This is a genomic window from Vibrio scophthalmi LMG 19158 (assembly GCF_000222585.1).
GTDB lineage: Bacteria > Pseudomonadota > Gammaproteobacteria > Enterobacterales > Vibrionaceae > Vibrio > Vibrio scophthalmi.
Genome location: NZ_AFWE01000161.1, coordinates 23,234 through 37,747, shown reverse-complemented (window position 1 = coordinate 37,747; position 14,514 = coordinate 23,234). Strand labels below are relative to the sequence as shown.

The following is a 14,514-nucleotide window of genomic DNA, read 5'->3' as shown; positions in this document are numbered from 1 at the left end:
TCCTATAGGGCAGAGTCAATGCTTTTTAAGTAGGATTTAAACACTTTTCGATTTCAGAACGATACTGCTCAACTTTCTCTTTCTGCCTCGCTAGTGCCTGCATATCATGATCAATTCGATTTAGCTTCTCAGCCAACAAGTCAATCGCTGCGTGCCAATTAAGTTCATTTCGTTCAACCATTAGCGAGCGCAAATCAGACAAACTCACGCCAAGGGTTTGCGCGTCTTTGATCAAGCGTACAAATTTAACATCACGCTCATCATAAATTCGATAGCGGCCTTGCCGCTTAATATCAACCAGTAGCCCGAGTGATTCATAGAGCCGAATCGCTTTAGGCGAGGCTCCTGAACGTTTTGCTATTTCACCGATATACACGTTATTACTCCATGAATATTGAATACGCTAAGCACGAAAACATCTCGTAAACACTATATATTCGCAATTACTTTAATGAAATCAACTCACTTTAAACACTAAGCGCGCATCATGCTTTCATTACTCTCCCTTTAGTTTTGTCATTCCTCTACTTAAGCGCAGGTAAATACGCTAGAATGCGCGCCATTCTCTTTGTATTGAGCTTTTACTATTAATGACTACTGCGACAACACCAGCCAACTTTGCTGAACTAAACCTGATTCAACCCCTGTTAGCACGACTAGCTGAGCTTGAATATCAACAACCTACACCGATTCAAGCACAAGTGATCCCAAGTGTATTGGCAGGCCGTGATTTGATCGCTGGAGCGAACACAGGTTCAGGTAAAACAGCCGCTTTTGCGCTACCAATGTTGCAGAACATTTTCATTAATCAGCATCCAAGCCTTTACCGAAAAAATAACTCAGTCACTGGGCTTATCTTGGTGCCTACTCGTGAGCTGGCAAAGCAAGTGGCGGACAACATCAAGTCTTACGCGACTCACTTTAATGGCGCGATGAAAACCGTGTGTGTGTTCGGTGGTGTATCAGTAAACAGCCAAATGCTCGCGCTACGTGGCGGTGCTGATATCTTGGTGGCCACTCCGGGTCGTTTACTTGATCTAATTTCAAGCAATGCCGTTAAACTCGATCGAGTAAAAACCTTAGTACTGGATGAAGCAGACCGCATGTTAAGCCTTGGTTTTACCGAGGAACTGTCAGAGCTGTTGGCACTGCTACCAAAACAGAAGCAGACCTTACTGTTTTCAGCGACCTTCCCTGAAGAAGTGCAAGCGCTAACTCAAGAGCTATTGAATAACCCTGTTGAAGTGCAACTGCAAAGCAGCGAAGCTAGCACGCTTGTTCAACGTGTGTTTACCGTAGATAAAGGCAAAAAAACCGCGCTGCTGGCTCACCTAATTAAAGAAAATGACTGGCGCCAAGCACTGATTTTCGTGAATTCGAAAAACGGCTGTGAACATCTTGCCGACAAGCTCTACAAACGTGGTATTTCAGTTGAAGTATTCCATGGCGACCAAAGCCAAGGTGCGCGTACTCGCGTATTAGAAGATTTTAAAGCAGGCCAACTTGATGTACTTATCGCTACTGATATCGCAGCGCGTGGTCTGGATGTGGAAAAACTGCCTGTGGTCATCAACTACGATTTACCACGCAGCCCATCAGATTACATGCACCGTATTGGCCGCAGTGGTCGTGCTGGCGAAGTGGGCTTAGCGCTATCGCTAATTGATTACGAAGATTACCACCACTTCAAAGTGATTGAGAAAAAGAACAAAATTCGTCTTGAGCGTGAACAAGTACCGGGCTTTGAAGTGGACGAAACCATTACTGCTGCCATGCTTGAGGCAAACAAGCCAATGGCAAAACCAGCAGGTACGGGCAAAAAGAAACGTAAAAAGAACCAAGCCGCTCAAGGTGACGTTTGGTTGAAAAACAACTAACAATCACAGTCTAAATTGCCTATCGCGAGTAGGCAGAAACACTTGCCCACAGCAAATAGACAAAGATAAAAGCAAAAAGCAGCCATTGGCTGCTTTTTTGTTATTAGGCATCTTTTTGTTAATACACTTCTCTTAAAGGCTGCTACTAGACTCACTTCCTCGAGAGTCAATGGCGCTCCGTAAAGCTTTTAGCGGCACCACACCGCGAATATAAAAACCTAATTCAGATTGATCGCCATAGAGTACATAATTCGTCTCATCAAGTTCATACCATTCTTGCGTAATGCAAATAAAACCACGTGAGGTGCCTTTGATATAATCGCTCTCAATTTTGTAATCGCACTCTTTTGTCGCTGGCAGATGATACGGCGTGACAATCTCGACCTTCTTATGCTCTGTGCCCATCCATTGCGTATAAATGGAAGGAAGAGCATAAGCGGCAGAGACCCAATACAGCATTAATAAAAGGCCGCCACCAAACAGTGATTCCACTACCTTCAAATAACGATTATTAAAATGCGGCTTAAGGATCGACATTTTTCGACCATAAATGATCGTCACTGCCATCAGCAATATCGCAACACCCCCACCGAATATTTGTACCGATTTAATCGGCACAAAATCACTAAACAGCCCGATGAGACCTAAAATCATCGTCACGCCAAGCAAGAGGGTAATCGCCTTCTCAGCGGTGCTTTTCTTTTTCAACTCGTTCATTGTCCACTTACTGCTAAACCCAGGCTAAAACACCATGACATGATCCACTAAAATTCGACCATCACGCTCAACCATGACCATTTCTGCGACATACTCACCGTCTACTTTGCTGAACGCCTGCTTCCAAACAAGAGCGAATGAATCTGGTCTGCGAAACAAAGCCACACGCTCACGTTGTGTAAAAAAGCCTTTCTCGTCTTGATAATGAACACAAACCCGTTGGAGATATTCTGGCGTCACGATATCCCGCATTCGCTGGGTAAAATCTCGAGTATGCTGAGCATGATCAATTATCGTAGAACCCGCCATTAGATTGTCCATCAGATCATCGGCGATCTGCCACACTCGCTCGTCTGACATGTGCGCAAAATTCATTCTCACGTCTCTGTTTTGGGATTTTCGCCAAGCCTGCCACTGTCGTGGAATAAGCACAACTCGCAAGTGAACGTCATTGACGAAAATAGTCAGCAATGCGCGAAGAGTCACAAAGGCTAAGAGATCAACAAAGCCAAAGCGCAGCTGAGGTCGACGCCAGCGTAAGCAAAAGTAACGCTATACTGATAAGAAACAAAGTAAATAAGGAGCGATTGAGGCGTGATGATGAAAACAATAACAACCGCTAAACTCAGTTTGCTGCTTACGTTCCTCATGGTGTTCTCGTCCGCACCATCCATGGCAGAAAACAACACACTCGCCAACATTAATGTCGGGACATACAGTGCCCACCCTTTGTGATCATAGAGGGAGATGGCAGTTACTCTGGATTAAGTCTGTTTTTGTGGCAAGAGATCGCCTTAGATCTCGGCGTAAGCTACAACATCACCGATCACGGCCTGAGCGAATTGATCGATGATATCGCCAACGGCTCATTGAATGTCGGTGTATCCTGCTTGTCCATCACGCCACAAAGAGAAGAAATCCTCGATTTCTCCCATTCATTTTACGAAACCCATTTAGCCATCGCCGTTAAGCAGCAAGGCTACCTCGCTTCTATCGGTAACATTTTCACCAACACCAAACTGCTCTATATCATCGGTTTTGTGTTTGTGCTTGCCGCGATCGTTGGGGTTATTTACTACCTACTCGAACACCGGATTAACGACAAGCTCTACTCCATGCCAGGAAAAAAAGCGCAAATGGTCGAAGGCTTTATCCTTGGCTTATTGTTTATTACCAAAGGCCCCTTTAACTATTTTGAATTTAAGACCCTACCAGGGCGAATACTCACCGTCTTTCTGGCAATTTTTACCACCTTCTTTATAGCTAGCGTGACCGCCGTGCTCGCCAGTACCTTCACCTTGGGTCTACTCAATAGCGACATCAAAAACGTTAACGATTTGGCCAACATGTCTGTCGGCGCGAAAAAATCGTCGACCTCTTCTGAGTACCTGATCTCTCAAGCGATTGTGCATCGTACTTACGCAGATATAGACCAACTTTTACAAGCACTCGACGGGAATGAAGTCGATGCCATCGTTGCCGACGACGCGGTGCTCAAATACCTGATTAAGCAAGCCAAAGAACAAGGCCAATACGAACAATTAACGGTGCTACCGTATCGATTTGAAAAACAAAACTATGGTCTCGCGATTGAAAACAACAGCCCATATCGAGAACAGATTAATCGTGCGCTGCTCAAAATCCGTCACAGCCCAGAATGGCGACAAGTACTGCATGAATACTTTGCTGAAGAATGAAGATGACCACGAATTTAGCCATTTTCAGTTTGAGCGCTCTTTCCTTGCGTCATTCGTCCCGATGACAGACCATTGGATTGCTGTATTTACATTCACTTTTTATGGTTATAATGCCTGATTGGAAATAACGATAAATGCTCGCGAGCTTTGCTATAGAGACTCGCCATTCACACTAAAAGACTGACTATGAATTTTGATATCGATGCACTGAAACACCACCAACTGGTCGAAGATGGTCAACTAGAGGGGTGTTACATTCATCAGCCTGTACAGGGCAGTCAACCAAACGACGACGCGGTTGTGGCAGAGCGCCAAGCGTTGGAGAAGATGGGGCACAAGGTAATGCAGGTTCAAACCAAAGGCGGCACAACAACGTTTGCCGAGGCGATGCAACAATTTGCGAAGAAAACAGGCCACCAGCCCCGCTAATTGTCCCAACATAGAATCAACCTTGTTAATGATAAGCTCGGCGCTGCGCGACCATGCCCATGTTGAACGCTCGCAACATGGAAAACTCATTCACAGAAACCTAGAAGTAATCATAGATGTCTAAAGATTTCGATTTCACTACAGAATATACGCTCGACAAGCCTTTCTTTGCTGAGTGTTATGATCAAACAAGCCAACCCGTTAAATTCCCACACGCGTATTTAAAAGGACTGCTCTTTCTTATTTTTGGTGTGGTTTTATTAGAGTTTGAGCTATTACCTAACGGTTATGTTGGTTGGTTCTTTATCGTATTGAGTGTTATTGAAGCCTTCAGTGTTTATTGCAAGCGCACATGGTGGTTATGGCGACAAACCATAAGCTCGAGCCGCATGAGAAAAGTGCAGCTGCAAGTGAACGCTGATGGTGTGACTTATAAAAGTGGTAAAATCAACCGCAAACTCGGCTGGAGTGAAATCGACCAACTTGAACAAACCGATTTAGGTTTCATCCTGCATATCGGTAAACAACGTCAATACGTGAGTAAATCTTGCTTAAATGAAGAAGTAATTGCGTTCATGGTTGAGCAGCACGCCGCATCTCAATCCAAGTAACCTTATTGCGCCTCGCGATAAGCTAGTATCTCAAAGCAAGTCATCACTTTCTCAGTAAACAAGGCGAATCGATTGGTTCGCCTTGTTTGATCTTGAGCTTGGTGAATTAAGAGAGGCTATCCCGCTTACTGACTGACGTAATAACTTTCTTTGGCCTTGTGAAAAGGGAGTCTAAGAACTCCCAAATGCCCTATTTCCCCATCATTCCCGCAGCGACGGAAAACTCTAGCCTTCATCATTCCCGCGAAGGCGGGAATCTAGTGAATATCGAGTTATTGTTAAGCAAATGATTATTTAGGCGCTGTTTTTTAAGCTTATGAAAACTCAGATTCTATCGTCCAATCAGAGACTTTGACTGGCTTTGCGTAGGAGGGAGTCTTAATTGCGACAATTGCGTCAATCACAGACTGATGAAAAAAGACGATGATGGACTCAAATGAGGGCCTAAACACCAACCTATTTTCTAACGCAATCGAGTTTAACTTTTCGAAGTCAAAACCGACCTCATCATCCAAAATATTAATGATGTTGTAGCAGTGAAGATAAAGGTAATCTTTATCAATAATCTTAGCGGGAACAAGCGAATTCTTATATAGATCCAACTCAGCTAAAGGTTGCGCATAGTCCATATCAAAGAGCAGCTTAATGCTCGCCGAAATGTCGAATGCTGCGGCGATTGGCTTAAAGGTGCGCAGACTTTTGCATTCAAAACTAGCTGGGATATTTGTTAATATCGCTTGGTCTCGCAAAATCCCCAGTCTGCGAGTATCGTTCATATTGACGACAAAATTGACTTTAGAGTAGTCATTTGAAAAAACATAATACTCATCTTTAATTGGCATTGTCGGAACCTGTCTTATATAACTTTAGTGGATGAGCGTATTCGCCTATTCGGTTAAAGATTTGAATATCCTTGATAATCCTTGCAACGCTAATTTATCCATATCATCGACACACAATTGTTCGGAACCTTCTCCGCTGGCAGTTCGTAACTTAGAACTACCCTTGCCTTGTTAGAGATGCCAATTCGTCGATTTCAACTTACCGAATGATTTTCAGTCCATTCGAGTAATAAAAGTTTGCTCGTCATCTACAAAAGCGACAAAGCCGCCGTGGTAGATAAACACCCGACCACGCCCCTCAACTAGGCAAGCAAGCTGTGGGTCTAAATCTTCTTCGTTATTCTTGCTTTGAAAAGTGCCAACATCGGTGATGACGCCGCTGAGTGTCGGCAAATATCCATAACTGCGCTTAGCTTGATCAATCAGGCTCAATTCACTGGTGCTAGAGAAGCAAGACGGGATCGCCCCTGCATCTTCGATAAACATCGTTTTCAGTTCTTCAAAAGCGGTAATCACCAGCCAGTCGATGCCGTTAACATGATGGATAAACATAGGGTTTCTCAGTAATTCTTTTGCGGCGATTTTATCACTATCAGCGGCGAACGTCGTAAAGATTTCTTGGCTAAAATTGGTCATTAAGTGCCACTTCGGTATGTTCACTCAGCCAATTTGAAACAGCTTGTTGTCCCTTTTAGTGTTACGCCTCGAAATGTGAATTCAGATAGTCAGCAATTTTAGATATACCAAAAGTAATGTGAGGCAAAAAGAAAGACCTGACCCCGTTCGTTGTTTTATGCCCCGTTATGCGTTACGCCTCGAAATACGAATTCAGATAATCAGCAATTTTAGACATACCAAAAGTAATGCGAGGCAAAAAGAAAGACCTGACCCTCATCATTTCTTTCAGAATATTTCTGCCTTTTGCATTTATTTAGCTGGATTTCATAGTTAAGCTCATGTTTTTATGTGAAAAATTTCAATAGAATTAGACTAAAGAAAGAACTAGACAGAGAATTTTTTTGCCTAGTAGCTGTTATAAAAAATAAGGAGTTCATCACTAGATGACAAAGAAAATTAAGTTGAAAAACGTACCATATACGATTGTTTCAACGTATTTTGGGCGAGAGCATTCTGGTTCTCAAGCTGAAACTTGGAAAGTTTCATTAAGAGCAGAACCTCGGTCTGTAAATGCTTATATCAAACTAACAAACAATTATCGCCAAACAATTGCTGAGTTGGCTTGCGCACAGGTGGGAAAAGCTCTAGGGCTAAATATCCCCGATTGTTATTTAGTTTATGTCGATACGAACAACTTACCAGAAAAGGTAAAAAAGGAATCGATGTTTGCGAATCGCGGTGAAATGTTAGCTTTTGCAAGTGGCAGTCCAGATCCAGATGTTATGAGCTTTGAACGATTACTTGCAGTTGACAATGATAAAGCAAACGCACTTTTTGATGCATGGGAGCATCTAGATTTAATTATTGCTTTCGATGAATGGATTGCTAACCCTGATAGAACAATGTGTAACTATCTATTTTCACCAGCGGATAACGATTTTTGGTTAATCGATCACGGGAGTGCTCTGACCGGAGACTATATGCCACGTTGGGCGTTGCATGATACAAAGGTGGAAACGCATAACGCTTTGTATGAGAGTATTGCTCACCAAAAAGAACTCAGTGATAAATACGAAATGAAGAAAAAGGCGACTACATTAATGAGCAAAGCTCATAATGTAGATTTTGATAGTTTGGATGCTAGCGGATTCTATAAAATGATTGATAACAATGTTAACGTAGAAGACATCGCTAAGTTCCTTCAAGAAAGAATTGATTATTCGGTAGAGTTATTATGTCAAAAATTGGGAATTCCTCAGCTAGTTTAAAGTTTAGGTTGCCAGAGTTTTCAAACACGTTTTCAGCTCTTTGGGTGCCAGTCTATCTTGAACCAATTACTTTCTCCGGAGAGCGAATTACCATTGGTTTGGTTTTCAGGGCTATTGATGGAACAATAAAAGTTGTCAACACTTTGCCTTTTGAAGCGCTGAATAAAGTTTTTGGTAGCAAAGGTAGTGATTTACATTCACTAGCTAACTTTGTGCTCACAAGCTTTGATGCTCATGTCCGTGCAACGAACAAGTTCGAAACTTTTGTTCCAAATGTTAAAGGTGTTTTTATCGGTGAGTCTGTAGAGACTTTTGACAAGGACCTTGAATCAATAATTTATCAAGTTAGGAAAAACTATTCTGTATTTTCAGCTCTTTTTATAAGTGGAGAGGATGAAATAACTAAAAGCAGAACTGAATCTCAGGCTAAGGTTTGGGCAAATACAATTAAAACAGAAACACTCCAATTAAGACCTACTCTTTCAAATAACTTCAATCGTGAGTTCAAATTTCGTAAGGGAGCAAAAGCGGCAAGTATTGGGTATGTTGGTAATAATATAGCTTTTAACTTTGGTGCTTTAGACCCTGATAGCTCTTCATTTTCTTTGCAACAGAATAGGATTATACGACAAGCAACAGAATTAAATTCACTGAACAAGTTAGGCATGTCTGATTTTAATCATTTGGAAGTTAATGTTTGGACTCCCCCAAAAGAAAAGTTAACTAAGGCGTCTAAATTAAAGCTCTATTCCGTATCCGAAGAACTAGAACAGCTAGGGGACGATATAGATATTCGTATTGCTTTGGGGCAAGACTATAAAAGAGTGACAGAAAGAATACTGACGGATAGCCTTTTGCAGTAGATTTATTATAACAAGCGTTTAAGGTTTCAAAATACATTTTCCAATCGAATTAGATTATATTGACTAAATATAAATAGCTGATTTTTCTGCAAAAACTCGCTCGATAACACCTACTCTTTTGCTCGCAATCCTCCACCAACAAAAAAGCAGCCACTGGCTGCTTTTGTTCAATATCATCAATGATGTTATTTAATCGCGTGAGTAATAAAACGGCGCACATCATCGTTATCGATTGGGTTAACAAATGATGGCGTGATCTTAATTGGTGGGTTAAATATCCCCTTCTCCACCAAACGATTAATTTGCGGTAAATGCATCAGCGCGGTTTTGCCGCAAAGTAGATTCAAGAACCCTTCTTGCTCTTCATAAGCGTGCAACACTTCGTGAAATCCACGCAAATACAAGTAATCTTTAGTAAAGCCACCGCCACGATAAACACGCGCAGTAATGGTGAAAGCGAGGTTCTTCTCTACTCCTAGTTGCTCTTTGAGCATCATAAACGTGGTGCGGAAGGACTTGTCTTTGATCATCGACTCTACGGCCAGCACACGCAGTGCAAGAATTTTGAGTCGCTTAATCGTCAGATGGCCTGCCAAATATTCACTTAAGATCGCCATGCCTTCTTGAGTCATGGTGTTGACTGGGCAACCGAGTGACAGAACATGGAATGGCTGATTCATTGCGTTGATGGTAGTCGCAAGGTGCACACCCAATTCATGGTGCGCAAGAGCATGTGCTTCAATCTCTGGCACACTTGCCGCACTGTTGATCTTAACGGTGGTTTTGTTCACCAGCGCATTGGCGATCATGTCGTCGTCAATCACCAAATCGTATTGGTAGTCTTCCTGTTTGGCGAATTCAGCCATGATGGCTTGAATACCTTGAGCATCGATCAGCTTTTGATCATCTTCATCTGAATCCGGTAAGTGGAGGATAAAAGTCGCGTTGCGAATATCCTTCTCCGTTGGTTCACCGAAATAACGTAAAGAGTTATAGAGAAAGTCTTGCGTGCCAATGGTTTGCAACTGATCGATTTTATCAACATAAGAAAGAATGACATCTTCATAAATTCTATGCAGATCCGCATCTTCTACCGACTCAAGCGGCAAATTGAACAGTTGGCGCTTTAACTGAAACGGGTTGTGAATGTTCTCTTTGTAGCGAAATTCAGGCTCAATAGAAAAGTGACGTTTAAAGAACTCGCTTTTCTGTTGATTATAATTGGTCGGCCCAACCGCACTGAGGATTTCAATTCCATTGACCAACTCAAACAAGGATTTATCCAGTGCTTTGGCGTGGCGAAGTTCGCTGTTATGTTGCGCTGTAAATTCATGATTATTCAAACGGCTTACCTCTTTCAACATTCCCTATCCTCTTTGCTTTGTCCTTTGTACTGACACCAAGATTGCTTGCGAATCCGTCGCGCATCGCTATGGGCATAATGAGCCTTGCGAATCGCTCTCATGCTCCTTGCTTGCTGCCTCTCTCGAATATGCGCTGCTTTAATAAAGGCAACAATTATCGATAAGTGCCTCATTCTCACTTAATGAGAAGAACAAGTGCATTGGTGGGAATTCAAACAACCGCAATACTCAAGCGCATAAAGGCATAAACGGAATTACGCTGTACGTAGCATCGAGTGACGACTGCGGTTATAATCGCTGCGTTTTCATCTGGGATAAAAAAATGATTTCTAAAAACCAACTAAAACTGCTGCGTGCTTTAGGCCAAAAGAAACAGCGTAAAGCACTCGGCTTATTCCTAGTTCAGGGTGAAAAAAACGTACTTGAACTGGCAAGTAGTACGTTAACGGTAAAACACGTTTTCGCAACCGCCGACTTTTTGGAGCAGAATCAAGCGACGCTTGAGCGCTTTGAATGCATCGAAGCATCGCTGGATGACCTAACCAAAGCGAGCACCTTGGTGAGCAATAACGCGGCGATTGCCGTGGTTGAGATCCCAACCTTTGAGGCGCCCGTTGCCCAAGGCATGATGATTGCGCTCGATGGCGTTCAAGATCCGGGTAACCTTGGCACGATTATTCGCGTGGCCGATTGGTATGGCATTAAGCACATTGTCGCCAGCCAAGATTGTGCCGATCCATACAACCCAAAAACCATCAGTGCCACCATGGGCAGCTTTGGCCGTGTGCAAGTACACCAATTGGATCTACCTAACTATCTTGAGCAAGCGAATCTACCGGTTTACGGCGCGTTCCTTGAAGGTGAAAGTGTACATAAAACTGAATTTGCGGCTGAAGGTATTTTGTTGATGGGCAGTGAATCTCACGGCATTCGCGCTCAAGCAGCCGCGTTTGTGACCGATAAAATCACCATTCCAGCATTTGGTGGTGCAGAGTCACTCAACGTTGCGATGGCAACAGGCATCATCCTCGATAATATGCGTCGTCAGCACAGCTAATTCAGCGCTGCGGAAGCGCTCCGGAAATTAAGCGCGACATAGCGAACAATAAAAAAGCGTAACGACTGATTCAATCGTTACGCTTTTTTTAATGCTACCTATTGGTGTTACGGCCTAATTTGGTCTTAACGCTCTAACTTGTCGAGTTTATTTGGCACGCCATTCCACTGCTCAGCATCATCCATGGCAGGCTTAACCTCTGTTTGTACTGGCCAGATCTCAGCCAATTCCGCATTGAGCTCAATGAACACTTGTTGGTCATCAGTAAGCTCATCTTCTTGAAAGATCGCCTGCGCTGCACATTCGTCCACGCATAAGCCGCAATCTATACACTCAATCGGGTTGATCACCATAAAATTTGGCCCTTCATGGAAGGCATCGGCTGGGCATACCGCGACACAGTCAGTGTATTTACATTGGATACAGTTATCCGTTACGACAAACGCCATGACAATCAACTCTTAATTTGGTCAAAAATAAGATGGGGATAATACTCATCCCAAATCAAAATTCAACATTATGCGCGGTTAATCTTCGGCAAAATGCTCTCCTATTCCTGATTTAGTATGACAGACAATTCAATTTCTCGTAAAATGCGCGCCATTGTGAGCGAGTCAACCGTCCTCAAACGACTGAGTGATGGCAAAGCTGGCTAAGACACCTACTGCAACATAAGTAACGAGATATCACTATGATACGTTTAACTGAAATTAAACTGCCTCTAAACCATGAGGAAGGCGCGATCTTAGACGCCATTACTAAAAAACTTGGCATCGCTGCTGACCAAGTTCTTTCTTTTAATCTGTTTAAACGTGGCTACGATGCTCGTAAAAAAGCCAACATCCAACTGATCTACACACTTGATGTTGAAGTGGCAAACCAAGCTGAAATGCTTGAAGCTTTTATTAGCGATCCGCATGTCAAAGAAACGCCAGACATGGAATACAAATTTGTGGCTCAAGCACCAGCAAACCAAACTGAACGCCCTGTGGTGATCGGTTTTGGCCCATGTGGTCTGTTTGCGGGCCTAGTTTTGGCACAAATGGGCTTCAACCCAATCATTGTTGAGCGTGGTAAAGAAGTTCGCGAACGTACGAAAGATACGTTTGGTTTCTGGCGTAAGCGTGCGCTAAACCCTGAATCAAACGTACAGTTTGGTGAAGGTGGCGCGGGTACTTTCTCTGATGGCAAACTTTACAGCCAAATCAAAGATCCAAATTTCTACGGCCGCAAAGTAACAACGGAGTTCGTTGCTGCGGGCGCTCCAGAAGAGATCATGTACGTGAGCAAACCGCACATCGGTACGTTCAAGCTTGTAACGATGATCGAAAAAATGCGTGCAACCATCATCGAACTAGGCGGCGAGATCCGCTTTAGTACTCGTGTTGACGATATCCATATGGAAGACGGTCAAATCACCGGTGTAACGCTTTCAAATGGCGAAGAAATCAAATCTCGCTATGTTGTATTGTCTGTTGGTCACTCTGCACGTGATACGTTTGAAATGCTGAACGAGCGCGGCGTTTACATGGAAGCAAAACCGTTCTCGGTTGGTTTCCGTATCGAGCACAAGCAATCAATGATTGATGAAGCGCGTTTTGGTAAAAACGCTGGTCACCCAATCCTTGGCGCAGCCGATTACAAGCTGGTTCACCACTGTAAAAATGGCCGCACGGTTTACAGCTTCTGTATGTGCCCAGGCGGTACTGTGGTTGCGGCAACATCAGAAGAAGGTCGTGTTGTGACTAACGGTATGAGCCAATACTCTCGTGCTGAGCGCAACGCAAACAGTGCTATCGTGGTCGGTATCGACCCTGAGCGCGATTACCCTGGTGATGCACTCGCTGGTATTCGTCTGCAACGTGAACTTGAATCTGGCGCTTACGTGTTAGGCGGCGAGAACTACGATGCACCAGCACAAAAAATTGGTGACTTCCTGAAAGGTCGCGATCCAAGTGCGATTGGCGATGTAGAGCCTTCATTCACGCCGGGTATCAAGCTAACCGATATTTCTAAAGCGCTACCCGATTTTGCAATTGAAGCGATCCGTGAAGCAATCCCTGCCTTTGATAAGAAAATCAAAGGTTTTGCCTCTGAAGATGGCCTACTAACGGGTGTTGAAACTCGTACCTCTTCTCCAGTGTGCATCAAGCGTGGTAAAGATTACCAAAGCATCAACCTTAAAGGCTTCTACCCTGCGGGTGAAGGTGCTGGTTATGCGGGCGGTATCCTATCTGCTGGTATTGATGGTATCAAGGTCGCTGAAGCCGTGGCACTTGCTATGGTTGCAGACGCAGAAAGCCGCTAATCACTGTGCTTTAAGCACCGAAATAGCGATTAATTTAGAGCCAGTTAACGAGTGTTGACTGGCTTTTTTATTGATTTCACTTCACGCTATCTAGCAGAAAATAAATATAATCAATCATTTAAACTATCTCGTATAGACTAAACTCGCCAAGATAGTCACAACAAATAAATGGAAACCATCATGAGTGATATCGCTAGCTTTATGCTAGGAGAAAAAGCCGATAGCTTAGGGCGACATATTGGACAGTTCTTAGCCTACAATCATTTCTGGTTAGAGCATGATCATAAATACATCCAAGTCTTATTTCCCATCGACCAAGGCACCAAATTCAATCGACATGCACCGCTCGTGACCGCAGCGGATCGCGCACTATTTAGCAGCGACCCTCGTTTACCCGCTGCGCATTTAAACGTGCTCGATTTAATGTTGCCGTTTTGGGGATTGACTCGTGATGGCGAACAGATCAAATCTGACCTCCCTTTCAGCGCCAATAACCACGTCTGATTAAGACACCAAGATCATAACCAACTGCGAATCACCCGTGCGATACGCAGCCTCGCACTATTAGGTAATCAGAACATTGCGCTCAATTTGGCTCAGTTTGTGGTCGAACACTCGCAAGATTTCGATGCCGTTTCTGAAACGACACGCCAGTATTGGCAGCAAGCGCCGGTGGTATAGCGTTCGCCGCCCCTTGATTATTCGTTAAAATAATCAAGGCCACCCATGTTAAACGGTCAAAGTCATGCTATTCTACGCCACCGAATTTGACCGAAAAACGGATCGATTCGGCTATAGTGATCTTATTTATCCTTAACCACGTAATGCCATGAATCGCTTAAAAACTTTCCTTCACTTGTTAA

Annotated in this window: 15 protein-coding genes and 1 pseudogene; 9 read left to right on the top strand and 7 right to left on the bottom strand. The window is 43.5% G+C overall.

From position 1 onward, the window contains the following. Window positions 1–25: 25 nt before the first annotated feature. Window positions 26–376, bottom strand: coding sequence for a MerR family transcriptional regulator (locus tag RH88_RS12740; RefSeq protein WP_005596551.1), 351 nt, complete (start codon window positions 374–376; stop codon window positions 26–28). A gap of 214 nt (window positions 377–590) precedes the next feature. Here RH88_RS12740 and RH88_RS12735 point away from each other — a divergent pair, with 214 nt between their 5' ends. After that, window positions 591–1,877, top strand: a complete 1,287-nt coding sequence (locus RH88_RS12735) for a DEAD/DEAH box helicase (protein WP_005596549.1) — start codon at window positions 591–593, stop codon at window positions 1,875–1,877. A 132-nt stretch (window positions 1,878–2,009) separates the two neighbouring features. Here RH88_RS12735 and RH88_RS12730 read toward each other — a convergent pair whose 3' ends face one another. Further along, on the bottom strand, window positions 2,010–2,594 hold the full coding sequence (locus tag RH88_RS12730) for a hypothetical protein (protein ID WP_005596548.1): 585 nt from the start codon (window positions 2,592–2,594) through the stop codon (window positions 2,010–2,012). A gap of 24 nt (window positions 2,595–2,618) precedes the next feature. After that, complete coding sequence (locus RH88_RS12725; RefSeq protein ID WP_005596546.1) at window positions 2,619–2,969, bottom strand: hypothetical protein; 351 nt, start codon at window positions 2,967–2,969, stop codon at window positions 2,619–2,621. A gap of 356 nt (window positions 2,970–3,325) precedes the next feature. On the opposite strand from RH88_RS12725, the gene RH88_RS12715 reads away from it, so the two are divergent. The 3 genes from RH88_RS12715 (at window position 3,326) to RH88_RS12705 (ending at window position 5,331) form a co-directional block, all read left to right on the top strand. Continuing rightward, complete coding sequence (locus RH88_RS12715) at window positions 3,326–4,291, top strand: substrate-binding periplasmic protein (RefSeq protein WP_241212190.1); 966 nt, start codon at window positions 3,326–3,328, stop codon at window positions 4,289–4,291. Window positions 4,292–4,477: 186 nt separating this feature from the next. Continuing rightward, a complete protein-coding gene (locus RH88_RS12710; RefSeq protein WP_005596543.1) occupies window positions 4,478–4,720 on the top strand; it encodes a hypothetical protein in 243 nt (80 codons plus the stop codon). Window positions 4,721–4,836: 116 nt separating this feature from the next. Further along, window positions 4,837–5,331: a YcxB family protein gene (locus RH88_RS12705; RefSeq protein WP_005596542.1), complete on the top strand. Its 495-nt coding sequence runs from the start codon at window positions 4,837–4,839 to the stop codon at window positions 5,329–5,331. 314 nt (window positions 5,332–5,645) lie between these two features. Here the strand turns inward: RH88_RS12705 and RH88_RS12700 are convergent, their stop codons facing one another. Together RH88_RS12700 and RH88_RS12695 are read right to left on the bottom strand one after the other, a co-directional pair. Next, on the bottom strand, window positions 5,646–6,173 hold the full coding sequence (locus RH88_RS12700; RefSeq protein ID WP_005596541.1) for a hypothetical protein: 528 nt from the start codon (window positions 6,171–6,173) through the stop codon (window positions 5,646–5,648). Window positions 6,174–6,386: 213 nt separating this feature from the next. Beyond that, window positions 6,387–6,725, bottom strand: coding sequence for a hypothetical protein (locus RH88_RS12695; protein ID WP_005596540.1), 339 nt, complete (start codon window positions 6,723–6,725; stop codon window positions 6,387–6,389). A 509-nt stretch (window positions 6,726–7,234) separates the two neighbouring features. On the opposite strand from RH88_RS12695, the gene RH88_RS12690 reads away from it, so the two are divergent. Both RH88_RS12690 and RH88_RS12685 read left to right on the top strand, forming a co-directional pair. Further along, a complete protein-coding gene (locus RH88_RS12690; RefSeq protein ID WP_005596539.1) occupies window positions 7,235–8,059 on the top strand; it encodes a HipA family kinase in 825 nt (274 codons plus the stop codon). Then, a complete protein-coding gene (locus RH88_RS12685; protein ID WP_005596538.1) occupies window positions 8,026–8,922 on the top strand; it encodes a hypothetical protein in 897 nt (298 codons plus the stop codon). Before RH88_RS12690 ends, RH88_RS12685 begins: the two co-directional genes overlap by 34 nt. 185 nt (window positions 8,923–9,107) lie before the next feature. Here the strand turns inward: RH88_RS12685 and RH88_RS12680 are convergent, their stop codons facing one another. Continuing rightward, window positions 9,108–10,286, bottom strand: coding sequence for a flavohemoglobin expression-modulating QEGLA motif protein (locus RH88_RS12680; RefSeq protein ID WP_005596537.1), 1,179 nt, complete (start codon window positions 10,284–10,286; stop codon window positions 9,108–9,110). 322 nt (window positions 10,287–10,608) lie between these two features. Here RH88_RS12680 and RH88_RS12675 point away from each other — a divergent pair, with 322 nt between their 5' ends. Continuing rightward, window positions 10,609–11,343: an RNA methyltransferase gene (locus tag RH88_RS12675; protein ID WP_005596536.1), complete on the top strand. Its 735-nt coding sequence runs from the start codon at window positions 10,609–10,611 to the stop codon at window positions 11,341–11,343. Window positions 11,344–11,468: 125 nt separating this feature from the next. On the opposite strand, the gene fdxA is transcribed toward RH88_RS12675, so the two are convergent. Further along, window positions 11,469–11,792: a ferredoxin FdxA gene (gene fdxA, locus RH88_RS12670; protein WP_005596535.1), complete on the bottom strand. Its 324-nt coding sequence runs from the start codon at window positions 11,790–11,792 to the stop codon at window positions 11,469–11,471. A gap of 242 nt (window positions 11,793–12,034) precedes the next feature. Here fdxA and RH88_RS12665 point away from each other — a divergent pair, with 242 nt between their 5' ends. Both RH88_RS12665 and RH88_RS12660 read left to right on the top strand, forming a co-directional pair. Then, window positions 12,035–13,651, top strand: coding sequence for an NAD(P)/FAD-dependent oxidoreductase (locus RH88_RS12665; protein WP_005596533.1), 1,617 nt, complete (start codon window positions 12,035–12,037; stop codon window positions 13,649–13,651). A gap of 180 nt (window positions 13,652–13,831) precedes the next feature. Then, window positions 13,832–14,332, top strand: a pseudogene (locus RH88_RS12660) (opioid growth factor receptor-related protein). Window positions 14,333–14,514: the final 182 nt, after the last annotated feature.